Annotated in this window: 18 protein-coding genes; 10 read left to right on the forward strand and 8 right to left on the reverse strand. The window is 57.8% G+C overall.

Annotated features, from left to right (window positions below; translation table 11 throughout):
- Positions 1 to 206 precede the first annotated feature (206 nt).
- A complete protein-coding gene (locus HUO12_RS04280) occupies positions 207 to 2,039 on the forward strand; it encodes an NACHT domain-containing protein (protein WP_176272424.1) in 1,833 nt (610 codons plus the stop codon).
- 21 nt (positions 2,040 to 2,060) lie between these two features.
- On the opposite strand, the gene HUO12_RS04285 is transcribed toward HUO12_RS04280, so the two are convergent.
- The 3 genes from HUO12_RS04285 to uvrA all read right to left on the reverse strand — a co-directional run bounded on the left by HUO12_RS04285 (position 2,061) and on the right by uvrA (position 6,283).
- Positions 2,061 to 2,357, reverse strand: coding sequence for a hypothetical protein (locus HUO12_RS04285; RefSeq protein ID WP_176272425.1), 297 nt, complete (start codon positions 2,355 to 2,357; stop codon positions 2,061 to 2,063).
- Between the two features lie 353 nt (positions 2,358 to 2,710).
- Entirely contained in the window at positions 2,711 to 3,220 is a 510-nt protein-coding gene (locus HUO12_RS04290; RefSeq protein WP_176272426.1) for a hypothetical protein, read from the reverse strand.
- A 135-nt stretch (positions 3,221 to 3,355) separates the two neighbouring features.
- A complete protein-coding gene (uvrA, locus tag HUO12_RS04295; protein ID WP_176272427.1) occupies positions 3,356 to 6,283 on the reverse strand; it encodes an excinuclease ABC subunit UvrA in 2,928 nt (975 codons plus the stop codon).
- A gap of 501 nt (positions 6,284 to 6,784) precedes the next feature.
- Here uvrA and HUO12_RS04300 point away from each other — a divergent pair.
- Complete coding sequence (locus HUO12_RS04300) at positions 6,785 to 9,034, forward strand: M3 family metallopeptidase (RefSeq protein WP_176272428.1); 2,250 nt, start codon at positions 6,785 to 6,787, stop codon at positions 9,032 to 9,034.
- A gap of 87 nt (positions 9,035 to 9,121) precedes the next feature.
- Here the strand turns inward: HUO12_RS04300 and HUO12_RS04305 are convergent, their stop codons facing one another.
- The 4 genes from HUO12_RS04305 to HUO12_RS04320 form a co-directional block, all read right to left on the reverse strand.
- Positions 9,122 to 9,952 (reverse strand): hypothetical protein, encoded by an 831-nt coding sequence (locus HUO12_RS04305; RefSeq protein ID WP_176272429.1) that lies wholly within the window; start codon positions 9,950 to 9,952, stop codon positions 9,122 to 9,124.
- Between the two features lie 77 nt (positions 9,953 to 10,029).
- Positions 10,030 to 10,770 carry an ABC transporter ATP-binding protein gene (locus HUO12_RS04310; protein ID WP_176272430.1) on the reverse strand — a complete coding sequence of 247 codons (741 nt, stop codon included), beginning with the start codon at positions 10,768 to 10,770 and terminating at the stop codon, positions 10,030 to 10,032.
- Positions 10,767 to 11,729, reverse strand: a complete 963-nt coding sequence (locus HUO12_RS04315) for a FecCD family ABC transporter permease (RefSeq protein WP_176272431.1) — start codon at positions 11,727 to 11,729, stop codon at positions 10,767 to 10,769. Before HUO12_RS04315 ends, HUO12_RS04310 begins: the two co-directional genes overlap by 4 nt.
- Positions 11,726 to 12,655, reverse strand: coding sequence for an ABC transporter substrate-binding protein (locus HUO12_RS04320; RefSeq protein ID WP_232367305.1), 930 nt, complete (start codon positions 12,653 to 12,655; stop codon positions 11,726 to 11,728). Before HUO12_RS04320 ends, HUO12_RS04315 begins: the two co-directional genes overlap by 4 nt.
- Before the next feature lie 116 nt (positions 12,656 to 12,771).
- Here HUO12_RS04320 and HUO12_RS04325 point away from each other — a divergent pair, with 116 nt between their 5' ends.
- The 8 genes from HUO12_RS04325 to HUO12_RS04360 all read left to right on the forward strand — a co-directional run bounded on the left by HUO12_RS04325 (position 12,772) and on the right by HUO12_RS04360 (position 22,840).
- Positions 12,772 to 13,077 (forward strand): hypothetical protein, encoded by a 306-nt coding sequence (locus tag HUO12_RS04325; RefSeq protein ID WP_176272432.1) that lies wholly within the window; start codon positions 12,772 to 12,774, stop codon positions 13,075 to 13,077.
- A 249-nt stretch (positions 13,078 to 13,326) separates the two neighbouring features.
- Positions 13,327 to 14,289 carry a malate dehydrogenase gene (gene mdh / locus HUO12_RS04330; RefSeq protein WP_176272433.1) on the forward strand — a complete coding sequence of 321 codons (963 nt, stop codon included), beginning with the start codon at positions 13,327 to 13,329 and terminating at the stop codon, positions 14,287 to 14,289.
- Positions 14,290 to 14,327: 38 nt separating this feature from the next.
- On the forward strand, positions 14,328 to 15,218 hold the full coding sequence (sucD, locus tag HUO12_RS04335) for a succinate--CoA ligase subunit alpha (RefSeq protein ID WP_176272434.1): 891 nt from the start codon (positions 14,328 to 14,330) through the stop codon (positions 15,216 to 15,218).
- Positions 15,219 to 15,251: 33 nt separating this feature from the next.
- Positions 15,252 to 18,059 (forward strand): 2-oxoglutarate dehydrogenase E1 component, encoded by a 2,808-nt coding sequence (locus HUO12_RS04340; protein ID WP_176272435.1) that lies wholly within the window; start codon positions 15,252 to 15,254, stop codon positions 18,057 to 18,059.
- A 41-nt stretch (positions 18,060 to 18,100) separates the two neighbouring features.
- Positions 18,101 to 19,330 carry a 2-oxoglutarate dehydrogenase complex dihydrolipoyllysine-residue succinyltransferase gene (gene odhB / locus HUO12_RS04345; protein ID WP_176272436.1) on the forward strand — a complete coding sequence of 410 codons (1,230 nt, stop codon included), beginning with the start codon at positions 18,101 to 18,103 and terminating at the stop codon, positions 19,328 to 19,330.
- Between the two features lie 10 nt (positions 19,331 to 19,340).
- Positions 19,341 to 20,759, forward strand: coding sequence for a dihydrolipoyl dehydrogenase (gene lpdA / locus HUO12_RS04350; RefSeq protein ID WP_176272437.1), 1,419 nt, complete (start codon positions 19,341 to 19,343; stop codon positions 20,757 to 20,759).
- An 80-nt stretch (positions 20,760 to 20,839) separates the two neighbouring features.
- Positions 20,840 to 22,174 carry an amidase family protein gene (locus tag HUO12_RS04355; RefSeq protein WP_176272438.1) on the forward strand — a complete coding sequence of 445 codons (1,335 nt, stop codon included), beginning with the start codon at positions 20,840 to 20,842 and terminating at the stop codon, positions 22,172 to 22,174.
- A gap of 3 nt (positions 22,175 to 22,177) precedes the next feature.
- Entirely contained in the window at positions 22,178 to 22,840 is a 663-nt protein-coding gene (locus HUO12_RS04360; RefSeq protein ID WP_176272439.1) for a trimeric intracellular cation channel family protein, read from the forward strand.
- Here HUO12_RS04360 and HUO12_RS04365 read toward each other — a convergent pair.
- A complete protein-coding gene (locus tag HUO12_RS04365) occupies positions 22,830 to 23,720 on the reverse strand; it encodes a hypothetical protein (RefSeq protein WP_176272440.1) in 891 nt (296 codons plus the stop codon). The two genes, HUO12_RS04360 and HUO12_RS04365, sit on opposite strands and share 11 nt — an antisense overlap.
- Positions 23,721 to 23,785: the final 65 nt, after the last annotated feature.

Here is a 23,785-nt window from a genome sequence, read left to right on the forward strand (position 1 = left end):
CGGCTCCGGTCAAAAAGGAGCCAAGCCATCTATACCTGTTGGGGAGTGTAGGACAGCAGGCAAGCTAGCCAGATATTTATTCCCAAACAGATACAGGGACTCAATATCTAACGATCCGAACGATTAACATCATTTAAGGGCTGGACTCACAAACGAAAGTACCGCCAAAAACAAGCTACGTTTGAGAAAGTCTATTGGGGGAAATAATGCCAGCAGGTGAAGCCGCTGCAACCGCTGTCGCAAAAGAGCTAATTGAAGCGACCGGTTCCAAAATTCTCGATCCCATAAGTAAAAAAGTCTCACGAGAAATAGCGAAGCTACGTGTGCACTATACCGACACTTTCCAAGAGCATCTCGCAAGCAGCTTGTTTCGCGCTACATATGTAAAAACCGTAGTTTCAAAAGATCGGGCAGTTAGGCTCCGCGATATTTATGTTACGCTATTCCTAAGCCAAGAGGACAACGGCCAATTCTCAGACGATCAGCTTGATCCAACACTAAATGTCGGGTGTCGCTACATCATTTCCGGTACAGGCGGCGCGGGCAAAACGATCCTCATGAAACACTTGCTTCTACGTTGCAGTGAGAAGGCTGACGGAAAGATCCCGCTTTTTATTGAGCTTCGAAATCTTGAGTTCGCGAAGAAGCGAAAGTTCCCAGAGATCATCCTGGCTGGAATCTGCGAGGATTGCGACGAAGAATCAATCGAACTGTTCCTTGCAGGGCTCGAGGAAGGCTTGTTCACACTTTTCTTTGACGGCTTTGACGAAATCAATCCAGAATTCACTGACCAAGCGACCAAAATGATCGCAGCGTTCTCTCGAAAGTACAAGAAGTGCTCAGTTGTGATGTCTACTCGACCGGGTACAGGCATTCACTCGTTGGTGAATTTTGACGTCTTTCACGTTTTACCACTTAGCAAGGACCAAGCTATTGAACTTATCGACAAGACAAAGTTCGATGAAGTTTCAAAAGCAAAATTTCGGACAGCATTGCAACAAGACTTGTATGACAAACATCAGACAATGATGTCCATCCCGATCTTGATCGTCATGATGTTACTGACTTTCCGCAGCTATGGCGAAATACCTGATCGCATGACAGTCTTCTACAGTCAGGCCTTTGACACTCTCTACTCAATCCACGATGCGGAAGGCAAAGAATCCTATAAAAGGGTCCACGATTCTGGTTTACCTCCTGATCTTTTCCGACGTGTATTGAACGCATTCTGTTATAGTTCGCTTTGTAAGTACGAGATCGAATTCGATCGAGACTCGCTGAATTTTTATGTCGAAAAAGGCATCAAGATTGCTCAGGCTCCCTGCAAGACTGCAGATTATATCTCCGACCTAATCAAAAACGTTTGCATCCTGCAACCGGATGGGACTTCGTACATTTTTGTACATCGCTCTTTTCAGGAATTCTTTGCGGCTTCGTTTTTGTCACGGTATTCTGGCAAGCAACTGTTTAAGGCATACGATCAACTAATCTCGGTTTGCGGACCAGACATCATCCGAATGTTGGCTGAGATCGACCGCGCAAAGTTCGAACGGCAGTGGGTCTTGCCGAAACTCGAAAAGTTTGCGGAAGACCTATTAAGGTTTAAAGATAAAGGTGCAGTTGAGCAGGCTTCTGCTCTCGCCAAAAGGTTGATTGTCCGCGGAGAAAGCCCTCATCTGATGCCAGGCCTGAGCCGTTCATCTTTGAGCAGCGATGGGATGATGTTGGCATACGCCACGACAGACGAGATTCATCCTACGAAAGTGATACGTCAGATTGAGTTTGGGAAAACTGCAACTCAAAGAATCGAAGCGATGAGACCACGTTCCGCTCAATCAGCAGCCGGCCGTGCGCTTCAAGAGCGAAGAGGCAGGACAATTGCCCAGCTTACCATGACCGAAGAGAATAAGTTGATCATGGAGGATTCGAATTTTTCAGAGCTCTTCGCACGTTACATTGATTATGTTGAATCTGTGCGAACGGAGGTCAGACAAAGAGTTGAAAACGATGTGGTTATTGAGGACATTATTTTCGAGTAGCGCGCAAGCTCCCTCACCCCCTCACCGATAGACCATCACGCAGGCTTGCGTGATCTCCTGCATTTCCTCGCGTTTTGAGCCGAACGCATCGCCGAGCGATATGCCGCGCTCGTCAAATTCGTATTTCATGCAGCCGCAGATTTCCTCTGCGCGGTGAGCCACTTCCTCCGGGAACTGCGCGCGGGCCGAGCATTGCGCGACAAAGTCCTCCGCCATGCGCGTCGCGGCCTCGGCCATGATTTCATCCTTATTGACCCACGAAAACGCGATCACGAAGGCAATGATGCCGGTCACGACAAGGACGATGGCTTTGAGCATGGTATTCTCCTTTCCCCCTACCGCTACGCTGCTTGAGGGGGTTCTCCTTTGTCGCAGGGGTAGCACAGGGCGGTTAAGGAGTTTTTTTGTTTTTGCCTCAAGCGCCGAGTTGTTTGTTTCATGCACCCACATCCGTGGGTGCGATTTCCTCGCTTCCGGGCAGGCAAGCTGCCCTCGCTGCGGACGGGCAGTCGCCCTTGCGGCTCGCTAGTCGCTCGCCGTGCTCCGCCACCAAGCCAGTGGTTTAGCGCCAAGACGCTTGGCTCATCGTCGCTGGCTTGGTCACGGCAGTCAGCGCAATTTTTGCTTAGCTTCAAGCGCCAGCGCTCACATCCGTTCGCTCGGCTTCCGGCCTATGGGTTCTTCCAATCAAACAACCGCATTTGCTGTGCGGCAAAGCTGAACAGCGCGGTGCCAGTCATCAGGAAAGCAAGAATCACCGCCGTCACAGCATTGCCAGCCGGAGCATAACCCAGCGCGCCAGCGAGGAAGAAACCCCCAGCGCCCCATCCCGTGATGCCGGAGACGACATTGTGGACCATGCCCACTTCCTTGATCTCCGCCCATGTCATGCGGAGGAAAAACCAATAGATTACAATTCCTATCGCAACGGTGGCGATCACACCGCTGAGGTGGAAGGCGAACAGTGCCGTTTCCTCGCTGGCGCCATAAGCGATGGCCGCTATCGGAATGAAGGGCATCACCATCAACGGGAACGCGGTGATGAGCAAGGCGCGGCTGTGCATGCGGTCTGCCTTGCTGGTTTCCTTTCCGCTCATCACGAAGGTTAGGAAGATCGTGACGAAACCGATCAGAACGACGGAGATCTCCGCCGTGGTACGGAAAAACGCTTCGAGTGCCATGTGGTGCCCCTTCCCCAAGGGCGTTCTTATTCCGCAGGCTCGTACGCCTTGTCCAGCATCGATTGCAAATACTGTCCGGTGAAGCTGCGTGGCTCGCTCGCCATCCCCGCTTTCGCGGGGACAGGCTTCGGTCGCCTATTCAGCTGCTTCTCTGGTCGCACGGTCCAACATGGGCTTGAGGTACGCACCAGTGAATGAGCGAGGCTCTCCCGCAACCTCCTCCGGCGTACCCGCTGCAACAACCTCACCTCCGCGAACGCCGCCTTCCGGACCCAGGTCTAGGATCCAGTCCGCGGTCTTGATCACATCAAGATTGTGCTCGATCACCACCACCGAGTTGCCCTGTTCGACGAGCCTGTGCAGCACTTCGAGGAGCTTGCGAACATCCTCGAAATGGAGCCCCGTGGTCGGCTCATCAAGGATGTAGAGCGTCTGCCCGGTGCTGCGTTTCGACAGCTCCTTCGCGAGCTTCACCCGCTGCGCCTCGCCCCCTGACAGCGTCGTCGCCTGCTGGCCGACCTTGACATAGCCCAGCCCAACCTCGTTCAGCATATGCATCTTGTCACGAATGGGGGGCACGGCCTTGAAGAATTCCTCCGCATCCTCGATCGTCATGTCGAGCACGTCAGCGATGGAGTGGCCCTTGAACTTCACTTCCAGCGTTTCGCGGTTGTAGCGTTTGCCGCCGCATTCCTCGCAGGTGACGTAGACGTCGGGCAGGAAGTGCATTTCGATCTTGATGAGGCCGTCGCCGGTGCACGCCTCGCAGCGCCCGCCCTTGACGTTGAAGCTGAAGCGGCCCGGCTTGTAGCCGCGCGCTTGCGCTTCAGGCAGGCCGGCAAACCAGTCACGGATATTGGTGAAGGCGCCGGTATAGGTCGCGGGGTTGGAGCGCGGCGTGCGGCCAATGGGCGACTGGTCGATCTCGATCACCTTGTCGCAGAACTCCAGTCCTTCAACCTTGTCATGCGCGCCTGCGATGACGCGCGCGCCATTGAGGGACCGGGCGGCGGCGGCGTAGAGCGTGTCGATGGTGAAGGAGGACTTGCCCGAGCCGCTCACACCGGTGATGCAAGTAAATGTGCCAAGCGGGATGCTCGCGGTCACGTCCTTGAGGTTGTTCGCCTTCGCGCCGTGTACGGTCAGGTCATGCCCGTTGCCCTTGCGGCGGGTTTGCGGAACCGCGATTTCCTTGCGGCCTGTGAGGTAGTCAGCGGTGAGCGACTTGCGCGATTTCATGATCTGCTTGAGCGTACCCTGCGCGACGACTTCACCGCCGCGCACGCCCGCGCCCGGGCCAAGGTCCACGATATGGTCCGCCTGCCGGATCGCATCCTCGTCATGCTCGACCACGATCACGGTGTTGCCGAGATCGCGCAGGCGCTTCAATGTCTCAAGCAGCCGGTCATTGTCGCGCTGGTGCAGGCCAATGCTGGGCTCGTCGAGCACGTAAAGCACGCCGCTAAGGCCCGATCCGATCTGACTGGCGAGCCGGATGCGCTGGCTCTCCCCGCCCGACAGCGTGCCGGACGTGCGATCCAGGTTCAGGTAATCCAGCCCGACATTGTCGAGGAAGCCCAGCCGCTCGTTGATCTCCTTGAGGATGGCGCGCGCGATCTGCGACTGCTGCTCTGTAAGCTTGTCATCAAGCGCCAGAAACCAGTCCTTTGCATCCGACACGCTCATCTTGACCGGCTCTGCGATGTCCGTGCTGGCAACCTTCACTGCAAGCGCTTTCTCGTTCAAGCGCTTGCCACCGCAAGTCTCGCAAGGCTGCGCGGTCTGGAACTTGGAGAGCTCCTCCTGCATCCAGCTGCTTTCGGTTTGCAGCATGCGGCGGTTCAAGTTCCCGATCACGCCTTCAAACGGCTTGCGCACGGTGTATTCCTTGCGCCCATCCTTGAAGGTCAGCTCGACCGGCATGCCGCCCGTGCCGTGGAGGATAATCATCCGCTGGTCAGGCTCAAGTTCGTTCCACGGCGTGGTAATGTCAAAGTCATACGCCTTCGCAAGGCTGGTCAGCACTTGCATGTAATAGGGCGAAGGCGGGTTCGATTTGGCCCACGGAGCGATGGCGCCTTGCTTCAAAGTCAAAGCTTCGTTGGGAACGACAAGCTGCTCGTCGAACAGCTGCTTCTCGCCAATACCGTCGCATGTCGGGCAAGCCCCTTGCGGCGCGTTGAAGGAGAACAGGCGCGGTTCGATCTCTTCGATGGTGAAGCCGGACACAGGGCAAGCGAATTTCTCGCTGAATACAATGCGATTTGCGGGTAATCCCGCGCCTTTCATCGCGCCGCCCCTGGAATTGGCGCTGTCCGCCTCGTCCTCGCGGCCCGGTACAACGCCGTCCGCAAGGTCCACATAAGCAAGCCCTTCGGCAAGCTTCAAGGCGGTCTCAAACGAGTCCGCCAGCCGCGTCTCCAGCCCTTCCTTTACGGCAAGCCGGTCCACCACAACTTCAATGTCATGCTTGAACTTCTTGTCGAGCGCAGGCGCTTCTTCAATCGGGTAGAGCTCGCCATCAATCCGCACACGCGTGAAGCCTGCCTTCTGCCATTCGGCGAGCTCCTTGCGGTATTCGCCCTTGCGGCCGCGCACGACCGGCGCGAGCAAATAAAGCCGCGTTCCTTCCGGCAGAGCCATCACCCGGTCGACCATCTGGCTAACGGTCTGCGCGCTGATCGGCTCACCGGTGGCGGGGGAATACGGCACCCCCACCCTCGCCCATAACAGCCGCATATAATCGTAGATTTCAGTGACTGTGGCGACCGTCGAGCGCGGATTGCGCGAAGTCGTCTTCTGCTCGATCGAGATCGCAGGCGAGAGCCCGTCAATATGCTCGACATCGGGTTTCTGCATCATTTCGAGGAACTGGCGCGCATAGGCGCTCAGGCTCTCGACATAGCGCCGCTGGCCCTCGGCATAGATCGTATCGAAAGCGAGCGAGCTTTTGCCCGAACCCGAAAGACCGGTAACAACGATCAGTGCATCGCGCGGCAGGTCTATATCGACCCCTTTGAGGTTATGCTCGCGCGCACCGCGTACGCTTATTTTTGTCAGCATACGGCAGGCCTATGCTTTAGAATTTTGGTCAAAGACATGGGTCGGCGGTGTTCCGGTAATGTTCTGGTTTGTCAAGAGATGCAAGGCGCCGCTCCCACAGCAATGCGCATAATCCCTGAAACCCGATGTGGTCCCTCACCTACCAATTGCAAATGGAGAGAGTGGTTCCATGGTTTTTCGCAATGCGCCCTTGGGCAGCCCTACAGAAAATCTGAAGTCCCGAATTAGAGGAAAACCCGTATGATTTGAGGCCTCTTCGTTCGCATCTTCCCACCAGGTCCTTCGGGTCGCACCATGGAACTGGAATGAGTTGCTGATAAGAGCAGTGGGCGCCGCACGCTGCGCTCTAGCCAAGCGGACCGACGCTTTGGTTGTTGAAAGCGTTGTCCACCGGAATCCGGTTGCAATTGCAATCAATCTCCTGTTCAACTCGTCTGCGATAACACGGCGTCAACCCGCTCGCCTGCGTGGCGGCGCACTCACATGACTAACGGAGAGACTATGAAGGCCCAGATTCTGGCCACGACCGCAATTGCAGCCCTTTTGGCCGGCTGCGCAACCACCACCGGAGAGACCATGGACACTGTCGCGGAAGCGGAAACCGAAGCGCCTGCCATGCCTGAAGCAACAGGCTATTTCGCGCAGATGAGCGACCTGCCCTTCCATGCGCCGGACTTCACTAAGATCAGCGAAGACGATTACATCCCGGCATTCGAGCAGGGCATGGCGATCCAGCAGGCAGAAGTCGCGGCGATCACCTCCAACCCCGAAGCGCCGACTTTCGACAACACGATCCTCGCGCTGGAAAAATCTGGCCGCATGCTAAGCCGTGTTGCTCTGGTATTCTACCAACTCACTGGCACACACACCAATGACAATCTCGATGCGATCAATGCTGAAATCAGCCCCAAGCTCACGGCGCATTCCGACAGCATCAATCTAGACCCGGCATTGTTCGCGCGCGTCAAGGCGATCTATGACAATCGTGCAGCGATGACGATGCTGCCGGAAGACGCCATCCTCTTGGAGAACACCTATAAGGACATGGTTCATGCTGGCGCATTGCTTACAGCGGACCAGCGCGAGCAGGTCAAAGCGATCAATGCTGAGCTTTCCACGCTGACAACCGATTTTGGCAAGGCTGTGCGCGAAGCAACCAACGAACAGCCTCTGGTAGTCGACGCTGCAGAGGAACTGGCTGGCCTGTCAGACAGCGAAATCGCTGCCGCCGCCAAACTGGCCGCTGATAAAGGCTATCCTGGCAAGTTCGCGATTGCGATGCAGAACACTACGCAGCAGCCGCTGCTGCCGAACCTCGAGAATCGCGAGACCCGCGAGAAGATGTTCAAACTGAGCCTAAACCGTTCAGACGGCACCAATCCCGAGCATGACACACGTGTCCTGCTTGCGAAGATTGCAGCTCTGCGCGCGCAGAAAGCGGAACTGTTCGGCGAACCAGACTGGGCGAGCTACACCATGTACGACCGCATGGCGAAAGAGCCTAAAACTGCTCTCGACTTTATGGAGCAAATGGTCCCTGCCCTCGCCGCAACCCAGCGCCGCGAAGCCGAAGTCCTGAATGCGCGCATCGCGGAAGATGGCAAGAACTTCTCGGTTCAGCCATGGGATTGGTATCGCTACGCCAACAAGGTCAAGGCAGAGCAATACGCTTTCGATGAAGACGAAGCCGCGCAATACTTCCAGCTCGACAAAGTGCTGGAAGACGGCGTCTTCTATATGGCCGAGAAGCTGTATGGTCTGAAGTTTGAGAAGCGCGACGACATCCCGGTCTATCACCCTGATGTGACTGTCTACACGGTCTTCGAGGAAGACGGGTCGGAACTTGGCCTGTTCTACTTCGATCCTTTCCAGCGTCCGTCAAAGCGCGGCGGTGCGTGGATGGGTAACTTTGTAGAGCAAAGCCATCTGTGGGGCACGAAGCCTGTCGTCTATAACGTGCTCAACATTCCGAAGGCCGCTGAAGGCGAAGTCCAGCTGGTCAGTTTCGACAATGTCGAGACGATCTTCCATGAGTTTGGCCACGCAGCGCACGGCCTGTTCGCCAACCAGAAATATGAGAGCCTTTCGGGCACAAATGTCGCGCGCGACTTCGTTGAATATCCGAGCCAGGTCTTCGAGATGTGGGCGGTCTATCCCGAAGTGCTGCAAAACTACGCCAAGCACTACGAGACAGGCGAAACCATCCCGGCCGATCTGGTCGAGAAGATGGAAGCGGCTGGCAAGTGGAACGAGGGCTATGACTTTGGTGAAGTGGTCGAAGCTGCTTTGCTCGACATGAAGTGGCACTCGCTCTCGGCTGCTGAAGCCGCGGCGATCGATACGCCGGAAGAAGTGGACGCGTTTGAAGAGAAAGCGCTGAAAGAGCTCGGCCTTGAGATCGAACTCGTGCCGCCGCGCTATCGCAGCACTTACTTCAACCACATCTTCTCGTCACCTGCAGGCTATTCGGCTGGCTATTACAGCTATCTGTGGACGCAAATGCTCGACCATGACAGCCGCCAGTGGTTCCTGGACAATGGCGGTCTGACCCGCGAGAATGGCGAGCACTATCGCAAGACCGTGCTGAGCGTTGGCGGGACGAAGGAATACTTCCAGATGTACCGCGATTTCGCAGGCCGTGAGCCGACGATTGAACCGCTGCTTGAAGCGCGCGGCCTGATTGCGTCAAGCGATGGGTCGGCTGACGGCACGTCAGATGGGCGCTTGCCGCCTCAATCGACCGGCGAATAAGAACTTTCCCTTGGACGGGAATTCAAGGATGGGCGGCCTCTTTGCAGGGGTCGCCTTTTCTTTTGCGGTGCTGGCTAAACAGAGAGTTTAAGCTGCGCGCCGAGCGACCTGTGCACCGCAATTGGAACCATTTTCGCCGCAAGCGAGAAGCTCAACGAACTTCTCCGCATTGATGGCCACATCGTCCGGGCCAATCTGATCGAACGGATCTTCCAGATGGCTCTGGATATTGTCGAGACCGGTCAGGATCACTGCGAACAGCACCGGCATCACATAAGTCAGCACGCTCGCTTCATATTCGATCGCGAGATGCGCGAAATACGGACCATAGATGAGCGGCAAAACAATGATGAAGAAGTCGCTGAAGGCGCGAAGCGTGCGCGGCGTGCGATACTGGTAGATGTGCTTCACGCTTTCAAACGCAACGATCATCTTGGAAATATACTGATTGCAGCGCGAGCATTCGCCCGAAGCGAGCCCCTCTTCACGCATTCGTTTCACGAACTCGGAAAGCTCGGAGAAGCTTGCATAGACCTCGCGTTCGTGGATGGAAATGTCTTCGCGTTCTGCCTTGAACAGATCGCGACAGCTCTTGAGCAAATGCACCAGCACCGTTTCCACATGGCGCAAGCGATCTTCGCTTTGATCCGGGATCCAGTCGCGTGCTGCAAAATAGATCGCGCGGCCATGCGCTTTGATGACACCGTAATCGTCAAGCGCACTCTCGCGGCGCTTGTAGGCATGGCCTATAGAGAACACGATGGGAAAGATGACCGCAGTTGAGATGATCGTGAGCGGATAGTCGGCCACCAGATTAAGCTTGAGCGACACCCATGTCGCGAGGATCGCCAGAATGGCGATACTCAGTGTTTTCCCATTAACAATCAGACCAATACGCGAAATGCGATCGAACAGCATACTATCCCTTCCCGGTTGAAAGCGCATACTTAAGCCGGAAGGTTTGAAACTGCGTTAACCAGATGATTTACCCGGACTTACGTAGAGATGAGCGCTCTTGCGCCTTGCTCTCCGATCCACCGGGTCGAGACACCCCAGGTCTTCGCAATGACGTCTGCCGCAAGGGCGGTTTGCGGCTCGGCGGCTGCCTCCAGCTTTCCCTTCTCGAGCACAATGACCCGATCGGCATGGTTCATGGCGGTTGCGAGGTCGTGCAGAACGATGACGACTCCAACCCCTTGCGATGCGGCTTCACGAAAGTGCGTGAGCAGCGTCTGTTGATGCGCGAGGTCCAGCGCTGCGAGCGGCTCGTCGGCCAGAATCCAGTCGGGTTCGCCTGCCAGCACCCGGGCGAGCAGCGCACGAGCCTTCTCGCCTCCGGACAGTTGCGATGCAGGACGATTGCGTAAGGCTCCCAGATCGAGCGCGGAAATGGCTGCTTCGACTGCTTCTTCGCCTCGATCGCGATGCGGCAAGCGCCCAAGCCGCACAAGATTAGCGACAGAAACATCCCACGCAATTTCAGCATCCTGCGGCAGATAGCCGATACGCTTTGCACGCTCTCGCGGATGGAACTCAGCGAGAGATTTGTCGCCGAGCGCGATGCCGCCGCTGGTCGGCGTCAGCAAGCTCGCAAGCGCCATCAGCAGGCTGGATTTACCTGCACCATTCGGGCCGCAAATGGCTGTAATCTGTCTCGGCTCAAGCGTCGCAGAGATATCTTGCAGCACATTTGCATCGCCTCGTGTCACGCCGAGATTGCCTATGATGATGCTCATACGCGCGCCCTCCGCATTTTGAGCAGAAGCCACAAGAAGAACGGCGCACCGATCAGGCTCAGTGCGATCCCGAGCCGCAGCTCGGTCACCAGCGGCAGGATGCGGACCACGCTGTCCGCTATCAGCACAAGCAAGCCGCCTGCAAGCGCGCTCGGCAAAAGTAGGCTCGAAGGCAAGCGGTCGGTTAGCGGGCGAACCAGATGCGGCACAATGAGGCCTACAAAGCCGATGATCCCCGCCACTGCGACGCCTGCGCCAACCGTAAGGCCCACGCCTGCGACAAGAAGCCACAGCAAGCGTGTCGTGTGCACACCCATACTGCGCGCTGCGCCTTCACCCAGTGTCAGCGCGTCCAAACTCTTCGCAGCAAATGCGAGCACAACGAGCCCCGCAAGGACCAGTGGTGCTGCAATTTGCACATCGCTCCAGCTGCGGTCCGTCAGCGCACCATTAAGCCACATCACGATCTCGCTCATAGCAAAAGCGGACGATGCGAGCGTAATCGCAAGCGCCGTGAGCGCTCCCGCAAGGCTTGCGATCATTAAACCCGCCAGCGTGAACAGCGCAATTCCGCCGCTCCGTCCTGCAATCAGCGCCAGCAATGCCATCCCCAGCCCCGCGCCAGCCAGCGCGAATGCTGGTAGCAACCACCCGCTCGCAAAACCGAAAGTGAAGCTCGCCACCGCCCCCAGCGCGGCCATTGGCGCAATCCCGAACAGCCCAGGGTCGGCCAGCGGGTTTCGCAAATATCCTTGCATGGCCGCACCCGCTCCGCCCAGCCCTGCACCGACGATCATCGCAAGAAGCCCGCGCGGTAAACGCAGCTCCATCAGGATCAGTGTCGCGTTGGGCCCGGAGCCGGCAATGTTCGCCGGATCGATCCAGACCCGCCCCGCCAGCAGCGAAAGCGGAAACGCGATCAGCAACAGCACGCCGAAGACAAGGCTCGCGCGGTTCATGAGGCATCTCCGCGGCGCATCTCCTCGCGGATTTCCGCGAGCCGCTCCATCGCTTTAATGATCGTCGGTCCACCACAATAAAGCAGAGCAGGATCAAGCGTTTCCACCCGGGTATTTTCAAGGCTTTCGAGCGCTGGATGTGCCTGCCCGCGCGCTTCGCCCGCAATCAACAAGAGTTCAGGCGGATTGGCGAGCAGGAACTCGAGCGGCAGATAATCCGCCTGCCCCATGCCAAGTGCTTCGCTGTGGCTCGAAAAGCCCGCTTTGCGCATCAATTGGCTGATCAAGGCCTGCTCGCCTGGCACGATCTCGCCCGGCTGCCACAGGACTGTGGAGATCGCGCGATGATCAGCGGGTGGCGAATTGCGCGCGATCGCGCGGTCTATATCTAGAATGAGCTCAGCCGCCTCTTCAGACCGATACACCAGCTCGCCGAGATAGCGGATCTGCTCCTGGCTTTCGCCGACGCTCGTCGGGCTGGAGAATGTGCGGAACATCAGCCCCAATTCCTGCATTGCTTGACGCGTCGCAGGCGAGAGGAATGTACTGGCCAGCACAACATCGGGATCGCGCACGAGCAGCTCTTCAACGCTCCCGCCTGTTGAAGCAAACTGGCTCGCAACGTCTGGCTCAAGCGAGCTCGACGCGGGATCATGGCTGTAATGCGAGATCGCCAGCACCTGGTGTGGTGCCGCGACATTGACCAGCATGGCATCAACGCAAGGGTTGAGGCTGATATAGCGCGGACCCTCCAGCTCTGTCGTATCTCGCGCGTTTTCAGGTGCGGGGGCACAAGACAACGTGAGCGCGGTCGCAGCCGCGAGCGCCAGCATCGTAAAACCAGTGCGGATGGAAAAGCGTTCAGTAATCATCAAATCCCGTTCGATGCGGCGATAAAAGCGCTTGAGCGTTCCAGCAAGCCTCAACCTTGCGAGAGGTGAATTGTGATTAACGCGCTCGAAACCGTGTTTTCTGGCCAATGCATTAGGTGATTGAGCGTATGAGAGCGTTCAGAACAGAACACTCCAAGGGTCGCACATCCATGGCTAACACCCCCAATTACGCCTTTGCACTCACTCAGCGCGCGCTTGCTCCGCTGCGGGGACCTGCAAAACTGCCGAAACCTGCCAATATGAACGGCGCTCCAGTGGTCAGCGACGAAGTGCTGGTCGACACTCTGCGTCACTTCGGCGAGCATGGCCTTGGGGCAGCCGCCGAAGCCATCTACAAAGCCAAGGATGCACACGCATCCGGAGATCAAGCCGAGGCGCGGCGCTGGCTGGAAATCTGTCGCGCGCTGGATCGCCGGATGGCCTCGCGATTTGAAGACGACCTGACCTGCGCTTAATCCGGCTGCTTGTCGCGAGGTTACGAGTGGCTGACGGCGCAGAACAGTAATTCTACGCAGACACAATTGCTATTGCGAACTACTTGCAAAGATAGTTGCCGAATGCGACCTTTTGCTGGTTGCAATCGCTTCTGCGCGCGCTAAACCGCGAGCTGTACACGGGTGCAGGTAGCCTCGCGAGATCGGCTTTGCATGCGTTTGGTTGAGTTCCTCGGTCTCGCGCGAACTGCAAAGGACGGTTTTACCCAAATGGCACGCAAGAAAATCGCGCTTATCGGCGCCGGCATGATCGGCGGAACGCTCGCTCACCTGGCAGCGAAGAAAGAAATGGGCGACATCGTCCTGTTCGGCATTGCTGAAGGTATGCCGCAGGGCAAGGCACTCGACCTCAGCCAGTGCGGCCCGATTGAAGGCTTCGACGCCAATATCAAGGGTTCGAACGATTATGCCGATATTGCCGGCGCGGATGTCGTGATCGTCACCGCAGGCGTGCCGCGCAAGCCCGGCATGAGCCGTGATGACCTCCTCGGTATCAACCTCAAGGTCATGAAAGCGGTCGGCGAAGGCATCAAGAACAACTGTCCTGACGCTTTCGTGATCTGCATCACCAACCCGCTCGACGCAATGGTCTGGGCGCTGCGCGAATTCTCCGGCCTGCCGCACAACAAGGTGGTCGGCATGGCAGGCGTGCTCGATAGCGCGCGCTTCGCAACCTTCCTCGCATGGGAATTCGGCTGCTCGGTCAAGGACGTCAACGCCTTCGTCCTCGGCGGCCACGGCGACACCATGGTGCCGGTCACCAGCTACACCACGATCAACGGCATTCCGGTCAACGACTATGCCAAGATCAAGGGCGTCAGCGAAGATCGCATCGACGAGATCGTCAAGCGCACGCGCGGCGGCGGCGGCGAGATCGTCGGCCTGCTCGGCAACGGCTCGGCCTATTATGCGCCTGCAACCAGCGCGATCAGCATGGCCGAAGCCTATCTCGGCGACCAGAAGCGCATCTTGCCATGTGCGTCTTATGTCGAAGGCAAGTACGGCTTGGACGGGCTCTATGTCGGCGTCCCGACAGTGATCGGCGCGGGCGGCACCGAGGAAGTGATCGAGATCGAACTCTCCGACGAAGAAAAGGCCAACCTCAAGGTCAGCACCGACGCGGTCGAGGAACTGCTCGAAGCGTGCAAGGGGCTGGATAGCTCGCTGGGCTGAGCGCCCTGCCCAACCAAAAAATATTAGGAGAGCGGATCATGTCCATCCTCGTAAACAAAGACACCAAGGTCATCACGCAAGGGATGACCGGCAACACCGGTACATTCCACACCCAGCAGGCGCTCGATTACGGGACCCAGATGGTTGCAGGTGTCACGCCGGGTAAAGGCGGAACCGAGCATATCGGCCTGCCGCAATTTGACACTGTGCGCGAAGCCAAAGCCGCGACCGGCGCGACCGCCAGCTGCATCTACGTACCCCCGCCCTTCGCAGCCGACGCAATCTGCGAAGCGATCGATGCAGAGATGGAACTCATCATCTGCATCACTGAAGGCATTCCTGTGCTGGATATGGTGCGCGCGAAAGCGGCGCTCGCCGGCTCCAAGTCCCGCCTGATCGGTCCGAACTGCCCCGGTGTTTTGACCCCGGAAGAATGCAAGATCGGCATCATGCCCGGCTCCATCTTTAAGAAGGGCTCAGTCGGCGTCGTCTCGCGCTCCGGAACGCTCACCTATGAAGCGGTGCATCAGACCACCATGGTTGGCCTAGGCCAGACCACGGCTGTCGGCATCGGTGGTGACCCGGTCAACGGCACCAACTTCATCGACGTGCTCGACCTGTTCCTTGACGATCCGGAAACCAAGTCGATTATCATGATCGGCGAAATCGGCGGCAGCGCAGAAGAAGAAGCCGCTGCGTTCTTGAAGGCGGAAGCTGCCAAGGGCCGCAAGAAGCCAACCGTTGGCTTTATCGCGGGCCGTACAGCGCCTCCGGGTCGCCGCATGGGCCATGCGGGAGCAATCGTTTCGGGCGGTCAAGGCGGCGCGGACGACAAGATCGCAGCGATGGAAGATGCGGGCATTCGCGTATCGCCCTCGCCATCAGAGCTTGGCACAACGCTCGACGCGATGCTCAAAGAAATGGCGTAATTGTCGAGAGTCCTCCCTCCCCGGAGAAAACCCATGGGTAACGAACAGCAGAACTTCATCCCTGAACTCAGCGATCAGGAAGGCCCGCAGCCGGGCCCGTCCTGGGCGCGGCCGAACTGGCTGAAGGAAGTTTCTGACAGCGGTGCGGACCTGACGCAAGCGCTGGACCCGACTGCGATGAAGATGGCGGTCGAGAAAGCCGCGAAGCAAGCTGGCAAACCGTCTGATCCCAAAGCCATCGAGGAGGCTGCGGCCAATTCGATCAAGGCCATGATGCTGGTGCGGCTCTACCGTGTGCGCGGTCACATGGCGGCCAACCTCGATCCTTTGGGGCTGCATGATCGCGGGACGCCTGAAGATCTGACGCTCGAATTCCATGGCTTTAAAGGTCACGAAGACACCGAAGTGTTCGTTGGCGGCGTGCTGGGTCTTGAGTGGACCACGGTGCGTGAGCTTTATAACACTCTGCGCGCCACCTATTGCGGTGCGGTCGGCTTGGAATACATGCACATCGCGGACACTAAAGAGCGCCGCTTCCTGCAGGACAAGTTCGAAAGTCCGGGTGAAACGATCCAGTTTACCGAAGAAGGCAAGAAAGCGATCCTTGCCGCGGTCATTCGCGGCGAAGGCTATGAAGCGTTTCTCGGCAAGAAATATGTCGGCACCAAGCGCTTTGGCCTGGATGGCGGCGAATCCATGATCCCGGCGCTGGAAGCAGTGATCAAATATGGCGGCTCCACTGGCGTTCGCGAGATCATTTACGGCATGGCGCACCGCGGCCGCTTGAACGTCCTCGCGAATGTGATGGCAAAGCCTTACAAGGTCATCTTCCATGAGTTCTCCGGCGGCACAGCCAACCCGGAAGATGTCGGCGGGTCTGGCGATGTGAAGTATCACCTCGGCACCAGCACAGACCGCGCTTTCGACGATATCGAAGTGCATATGAGCCTTGTGCCGAACCCTTCACATCTGGAGGCGGTGAACCCGGTTGTGCTTGGCAAGGCGCGCGCTCAGCAAGCTATCCGTGACGATCTCAAACAGCACGAGCAGGTCCTGCCTGTGCTGATCCACGGCGATGCGGCCTTCGCTGGCCAGGGCGTCGTATGGGAAAGCCTCTCGCTTTCTGGCGTGCCCGGCTATGACACAGGCGGCTGCATCCACTTCATTATCAATAACCAGATCGGCTTCACGACCAGCCCGAAGTTCGCACGCAGCTCGCCATACCCCAGCGATGTTGCGAAAGGCGTCATGGCGCCGATCCTGCATGTTAACGGCGATGACCCGGAAGCGGTGACTTTCGCTTGCAAGCTCGCGGTTGAATACCGCCAGACCTTCGGGCGCGACATTGTGATCGACATGTGGTGCTATCGTCGCTTTGGCCACAACGAAGGCGACGAGCCGAAATTCACACAGCCGATCATGTATGATGCGATCCGCAAGCATCCCAAAGTCAGCGTCATCTATGCCGACCGACTGATTGATGAAGGCGTGATCGAAAAGGGCTACGCTCCGCAATTGCGTGAGGAATTCGAAGCTCAGCTCGAAGAAGAGTTCGAAGCGGCCAAGAGCTACAAGCCCAACGAAGCTGACTGGTTTGGCGGGCGTTGGGCCGGTCTCAACAAACCTGCGGACCCGGAAACAGCGCGGCGCAATGTGCATACAGCCATCGAGCGCAAACTGTTCGACAGCCTCGGACGCACGCTGACGACTGTTCCTGACGATGTGACGATCCACAAGACGCTCGGCCGCGTGCTCAAGGCCAAGTCGGAAATGTTTGAAAGCGGCGAAGGCTTTGACTGGGCAACCGCCGAGGCACTCGCTTTCGGCAGCTTGGTGACAGAAGGATTTGGCGTGCGCCTATCGGGGCAAGATAGCGGTCGCGGCACCTTCTCCCAGCGCCACGCCGTTTGGGTCGATCAGAACACTGAGAAGAAATACATTCCTCTGACCACGCTGCCGCATGGCAAGTTCGAGGTCTATGACAGCACACTGTCTGAATACGGTGTACTCGGCTTTGAATACGGCTTTGCCATGGCCGATCCGAAAAGCCTGGTCATGTGGGAAGCGCAGTTCGGCGATTTCGCGAACGGTGCTCAGATCATGATCGACCAATTCATCGCGTCAGGCGAAGCCAAGTGGCTGCGCGCCAATGGCTTGGTCCTGCTGCTGCCGCATGGCTATGAGGGCCAGGGTCCTGAGCACAGCTCAGCCCGGCTCGAGCGCTTCCTGCAACTGTGCGCGAATGACAATATCCAGGTCTGCAATATCACGACGCCAGCCAACTATTTCCATGTGCTGCGCCGTCAGATGCTGCGTCCTTTCCGCAAACCGCTAGTGATCATGACGCCGAAGTCGCTGCTGCGGCATCCTCTTGCAAAGAGTCCGGCCGACGAATTCCTTGGCGAGCATCACTTCATGCGGATCAAGTCGGACACGACGGAAATCGCAGACGAGAAGGTTAAGCGCCTGGTCCTGTGTTCGGGCAAGGTCGCTTATGACCTGATCCAGAAGCGTGACGAAGAAGGTCTGAAGGACGTCTCAATCGTCCGGATCGAGCAGCTCTACCCATTCCCTGGTGAGGCCCTCGCCATTCGCCTGAAACGGATGAAGAACCTTAAAGAGGTCATCTGGTGTCAGGAAGAGCCGCGCAACAATGGCTCATGGTTCTTTGTCGAAGAGCATATTGAAGCCGCGCTTTCCGAAGCTGGTCACGACGGTATGCGTCCGCTTTATGCAGGTCGCATGGCATCGGCGTCGCCGGCAACCGGCCTCGCCAAGCGCCACCAAGAACAGCAAGAGCAGCTGGTCGCAGCGGCTCTGGGTCTCAATTCAGGCAAGTAACTCCGCACTTCAAGCCGTAAAAAGACATAGGAAACAGTCAGATGGCTACAGAAATTAAAGTCCCAACTCTGGGCGAATCGGTAACCGAGGCAACCGTCGGTGAATGGCTGAAGCAGCCGGGCGATGCTGTTGCGGTCGACGAGCCGATTGCGAGCCTCGAGACTGACAAGGTCGCCGTGGACGTTCCCTCTCCTGTCGCTGGCGTATTGCAATCACATGCGGTCGAAGTCGGCGACACTGTAGAAGTTGGTGCACTCATTGCAACGGTCGAAGAAGGCGCGACGGGCGCTGCGACCAAAGGCGAAGAGCCCGCTCGCAGTCAGGAAGCCCGTGAGGAAGGCAAGGAAGAACGCAGCGAAAACGACTCCGGTGATGCCTCATCCGTAACAATGTCGCCTGCTGTGCGTCGCGCAGTGCTTGAACACGGTGTTGATCCAACCACCATCAAAGGAACTGGCAAGGATGGCCGTCTGACTAAGGAAGATGTGCTCGCTGCTGCAAAAGCGAAGAGCGACCCTGCTCCTACCCAATCTGCAGCCGCCACAGCTCCTGCTGCCGCGCCGTCTGGCTCGCGCAACACGGAACGCGTGAAGATGACGCGGATGCGTCAAACAATCGCGAAACGTCTGAAAGGCGCGCAGGAAAATGCAGCGCTGCTTACGACATTCAACGATGTCGATATGTCCGCGGTCATGGAAGCGCGCGCGAAGTACAAGGATCTGTTCGCCAAGAAGCACGATATCCGCTTGGGCTTCATGGGCTTCTTTGCGAAAGCGGCGTGCCTTGCCTTGAAAGACGTGCCTTCAGTCAACGCCTATATCGAAGGCGATGAGATCGTCTATCACGACTATGTCGACATCTCCGTCGCGGTCAGCGCGCCCAACGGCCTCGTGGTCCCCGTAATCCGCGATGCGCAGGCCAAGGGCTTCGCGCAGATCGAGAAGGACATTGCTGACTTTGGCGCGCGCGCCAAGGAAGGCACACTTACGATGGAAGACATGTCCGGCGGCACGTTCACCATCTCCAATGGCGGCGTCTTTGGAAGCCTAATGTCGACGCCGATCATCAACCCGCCGCAATCTGCTGTGCTGGGCCTTCACCGGATCGAAGAGCGTCCTGTCGCGGTCAATGGCGAAGTCGTCATCAAGCCGATGATGTATATCGCGCTTAGCTATGACCACCGGCTGATTGACGGACGTGAGGCTGTCACGGCACTCAAGATTATCAAGGAAGCGATCGAAGATCCGACACGGATGCTGATCGACCTTTAAGGACATCAAAATGGCTGATCATTCTTACGATTACGACGTTCTTATTATCGGCGCTGGCCCCGGCGGTTATGTCGCAGCGATCCGCGCGGCTCAGCTCGGCTTGAAGGTGGCCTGCGCTGAAGGCCGTGAGACGCTCGGCGGAACCTGCCTCAATGTGGGCTGTATCCCGTCAAAGGCATTGCTTCACGCGTCTGAATATTTCGACGCGGCTGCAAGTAACAAAATGGCGGACATGGGCATCGAAGTGAAGCCTAAGCTCAACCTTGAGAAGATGCATGGCCAGCGGCTCGATGCGGTGGATGGCCTCACAAAAGGCATCGAATTTCTCTTCAAGAAGAACAAGGTCGACTGGAAGAAAGGCTACGCCACGTTCCAGGATGCGCACACCGTCAAAGTCGGTGACGAGACTGTGACGGCGAAGGACATTGTCATCGCGACAGGCTCTTCGGTCACGCCTCTGCCGGGTGTCGAAGTCGATAATGCCAAAGGCGTAGTCGTGGACTCCACCGGCGCGCTGGAGCTTCCCAAAGTGCCCAAAAAGATGGTCGTAATCGGCGGCGGTGTGATCGGGCTGGAACTTGGCAGCGTGTGGCGCCGCTTGGGCGCAGAAGTGATCTGTGTCGAATTCCTTGACCAGATCCTGCCCGGCATGGACGGCGATGTGCGCAAGGAAGCGAACAAGATCTTCAAGAAGCAGGGCATCACTTTCAAGCTCTCGACCAAGGTCACAGGCGTATCCGTCAAAGGCAAGAAAGCGACGCTTACGCTTGAGCCCGCAGCGGGTGGTGACACAGAAACCATGGAAGCCGATTGCGTGCTCGTTTCCATCGGCCGCAAGCCCAACACTGACGGGTTAGGCCTCGAAAATATCGGCCTCGAAACGAACCAACGCGGCCAGATCGAAACAGGTCATGACTTCCGCACCAAGGTCGACGGCGTGTGGGCTATCGGCGACGTCATTCCCGGCCCGATGCTCGCGCATAAGGCAGAGGATGAAGGCATTGCGGTGGCTGAGAACGTCGCTGGCGAAACCGGCATTGTGAACCACGATGTCATCCCGTCGGTCGTCTACACCTGGCCTGAAATCGCAGGTGTGGGCCTCACCACAGAGGAAGCCATCGAGAAAGCGGGTGGCGACAAGTCCAAGGTCAATGTCGGGAAATTCCCGATGATGGCAAACAGCCGCGCTAAGACCAATCACGAGCCGGACGGCTTTGTGAAAGTCATTTCGGATGCAGAAACCGACCGCGTGCTCGGCGTATGGGCGATTGCGAGTGTTGCTGGGACGATGATAGCGGAAGCAGGGATCGCGATGGAGTTCGGTGCGACGTCGGAAGACATCGCTTACACCTGCCACGCGCACCCGACCCATGCCGAGGCGATGAAAGAGGCCGCGATGGCAGTACGCGGAAAGCCGATCCACATTTGATCGCCCGCTCTTCTGAGTGCTTTCCTGAGATTGCTCCCTTTGCCGCGCCGCATTAAGGCGAATGGCAAGGGGAGATTCTTTTGGCCTATCCAAGACTGACGAAAGAGCCGGGTGCGCTGAGAACGGCAGCAGCCATTAAAGCGGGCACGCTGTCGCCGCTCGAAGCCGTCGATGCGGCGATTGCACGGATCGAACAGCTCAACGCGCCATTGAACGCTGTTGTTGTCCAAGACTTTGATCGTGCCCGCGAAACCGCCAAAGCGCTTGAGCATCAAGGCCCGGACGACAACTCACCGCTGTTTGGCGTGCCGATGACAGTCAAGGAAAGCTATGACGTCGCGGGCCTCCCGACGACCTTCGGGATTGAACGGTACAAGGACACCATCGCCACGCGCGACTCCCGCGTGGTCGAAAAGCTGAAAGCTGCCGGCGCAATCATCATCGGCAAGACCAATGTCCCGGCCGAGCTTACGGATTGGCAATCGAACAATCCAGTCTATGGCCGGACCAACAATCCGCACGATCATGGCCGGTCTCCCGGAGGATCATCGGGTGGCTCAGCTGCCGCGGTTGCAAGCGGCATGGTCGCGTGTGAGTTTGGCAGCGACATTGGCGGATCTATCCGCGTGCCTGCGCATTTCTGCGGTGTCTGGGGACACAAGCCGAGCTGGGGTCTCATCAGCAAACGCGGGCATAGCCATCCCGCTTTTGCGGGCAAACCCACCCATGACGGCGCGCTTTCCGTATGCGGCCCGCTTGCCCGCTCCGGTGAAGACATTGCCGCGCTGATGCAGGTCACAGCCGAACATGTCATGCCGAGCAATGCGAAGCCGCTCTCCGAATGCAGACTTTTGCTCGTGACCCACATTGAAGGCTCTCCAGTCGACTATAGCGTGGGCACGCCTCTAGAGGACGCAATGGCTAAGCTCGAGCCTGTCGTTGTACGTGTTGATAGAGAGAGCGCTTTGCTACCTGACCTCGCCAAGCATCACCGCAACTATATGCGGATGATGAACACCGCTATGGCGCGCGGTGCTCCTGATCCAAAGGGCAATCGCGCCACGGCGACCGACTGGTTCAATCTGCTCGACGCACAAGCCGAATGCGAAGCGGAGTGGCAAAAGCTGCTCGAGGAATATGACTTCGTGCTGGCGCCCCCTGCCCCGGTCCTCGCCACCGAGCATGTCGAAGGTTCGCTGTTCAAGACGGACGTCAGCATCAATACAAAGATGGTTTCCTCTGCCTCCGGCCTTGCATGGGCGGGCGTTGCGACGTTACCGAACCTGCCTTCGACCGTTTTGCCGATCGGAACCTTCGATAACTTGCCTTGCGGAATGCAAGTGATCGGGCCGCGCTGGCGTGATCTCGATTGCATCCATGCTGCCATCGCAATCGATGAAATCGTAAACGGCTAAGTCATGAACGCAGAAGTCTTAACACCACTTCTTGACGCGCTCGACATTCTGGGTGTCGCAGTCTTTGCGCTGTCCGGCGCGTTGCTCGCCGCGAAAGAGCGCCAGACATTCGTCACTATGGCGTTCTTCGCGCTGGTCACAGGTGTTGGGGGAGGCACCGTCCGCGACCTTTTGATCGGCGCGCCGGTCTTCTGGATCAGCGACCCGTGGATATCGCTCGCCTGCATGGTCGTTGCACTGCTTGTGTGGTTCACGCCGACGCGCTGGTGGGATGGCAAGCTGCTCGACTATGCCGACGGCATAGGCCTTACAGCCTATGCGGTTTTGGGAAGCGCCAAAGCGCTGTCTTACGGCCTGCCGCCTGTGCCAGCGATGATGATGGGCGTTGTCACAGGAACGGTCGGCGGCGTGATCCGAGATGTGATCGCAGGAAAGCCCTCAATCGTCATGCGGCCTGAGCTCTACGTCACCGCAGCTGCGCTATCAGCAAGCCTGTGCGTCGCTGGAACCTGGCTGGATTTACCGCGCGAACCGGTGTGGATCATCGCAACGCTGGCAGGTCTTATCCTGCGCAGCGCCGCCATCAAATGGAGCCTTGCGCTGCCTTACTACAAAGAGAAAAACCACGTTCAAGCTCCATCAGAGGATCCTGAAATCAGCCCGTAAAATCAGGCGCTTCTGCGGTACGATAGCGATCATCTTCACGGCTTGTGCGTTCGTCAGTCGCGGCGACTTCTTCGCCCAGCAACGGACCGCCAGGATAAGCTGGCAAACGCTCGGCATCGACTTCGAGTGCAGGGGCGTTCTCTGTGTCTGTGTTGCGGCGCGCTTCAGCATAACGGTCCGCACTCCATTGGCGATCATCGGTACGTTGCTCGCGCGAGGAGCCTTCTGCAAAAGCGTCCGAAAAGTCAGCGTTTGACGCGCGGCTGCCATAGTCGATGTCCGAGATCTGGCCATTGGGGCCGATGCGGCATGTGAAACCCTCACCATTGTAGAGAGAACCGGACACGCGCCAGCCTTCGCCAGTGCGATCTACGCCGTCCACGCTATCAACGCGAACATCACGTTCGATCTCGCGCACACACATGCTGACCGCATTGTCGATGCCGCGCCCGCCATTGTAACGGGAGTCCCCGCGACGGTCGCGATTGTCATAGTCGCGATCCCGGTAATCACGATCCCTGTAACGATAGTCGCGTTCGCGGCGATCACGGTCGCGCTTGTTGTTGTTCGCAGCGCTGGCAATCGCAGCAATTCCGCCGAGGATTAGGACGCCCGCGACAACATCGCCTGCATCAATCCCGCGGCGATGATGGCGATGACCACGATATCCGCGCCATCCGCGATAGCCGCGCCAGCCACGGTGGTGCTCAGCCTTCTGCGCTTCCGGATCAAATGTGCCCGGCAAGGCGAAAGGAGCCGATTGAGCGCTCTGCATTGGCGCGGATGGCAGCTCAGCTGCGCTTGCAGCGATCGGAGATACAGTCATTGCGAGCGCTGCGGTCATTCCGGCAAAGGCGCTCTTGCGAGTGATGCGGGCCATTCTTCGGTCCCTCCTGTTTGTTCAGCCGCGCGCTTGGCTAGCCCCTATGCGCGAACCTTCAAGAA

The organism is Altererythrobacter lutimaris (genome assembly GCF_013371495.1).
In the GTDB taxonomy this organism is placed as follows: Bacteria; Pseudomonadota; Alphaproteobacteria; order Sphingomonadales; family Sphingomonadaceae; genus Erythrobacter; species Erythrobacter lutimaris_A.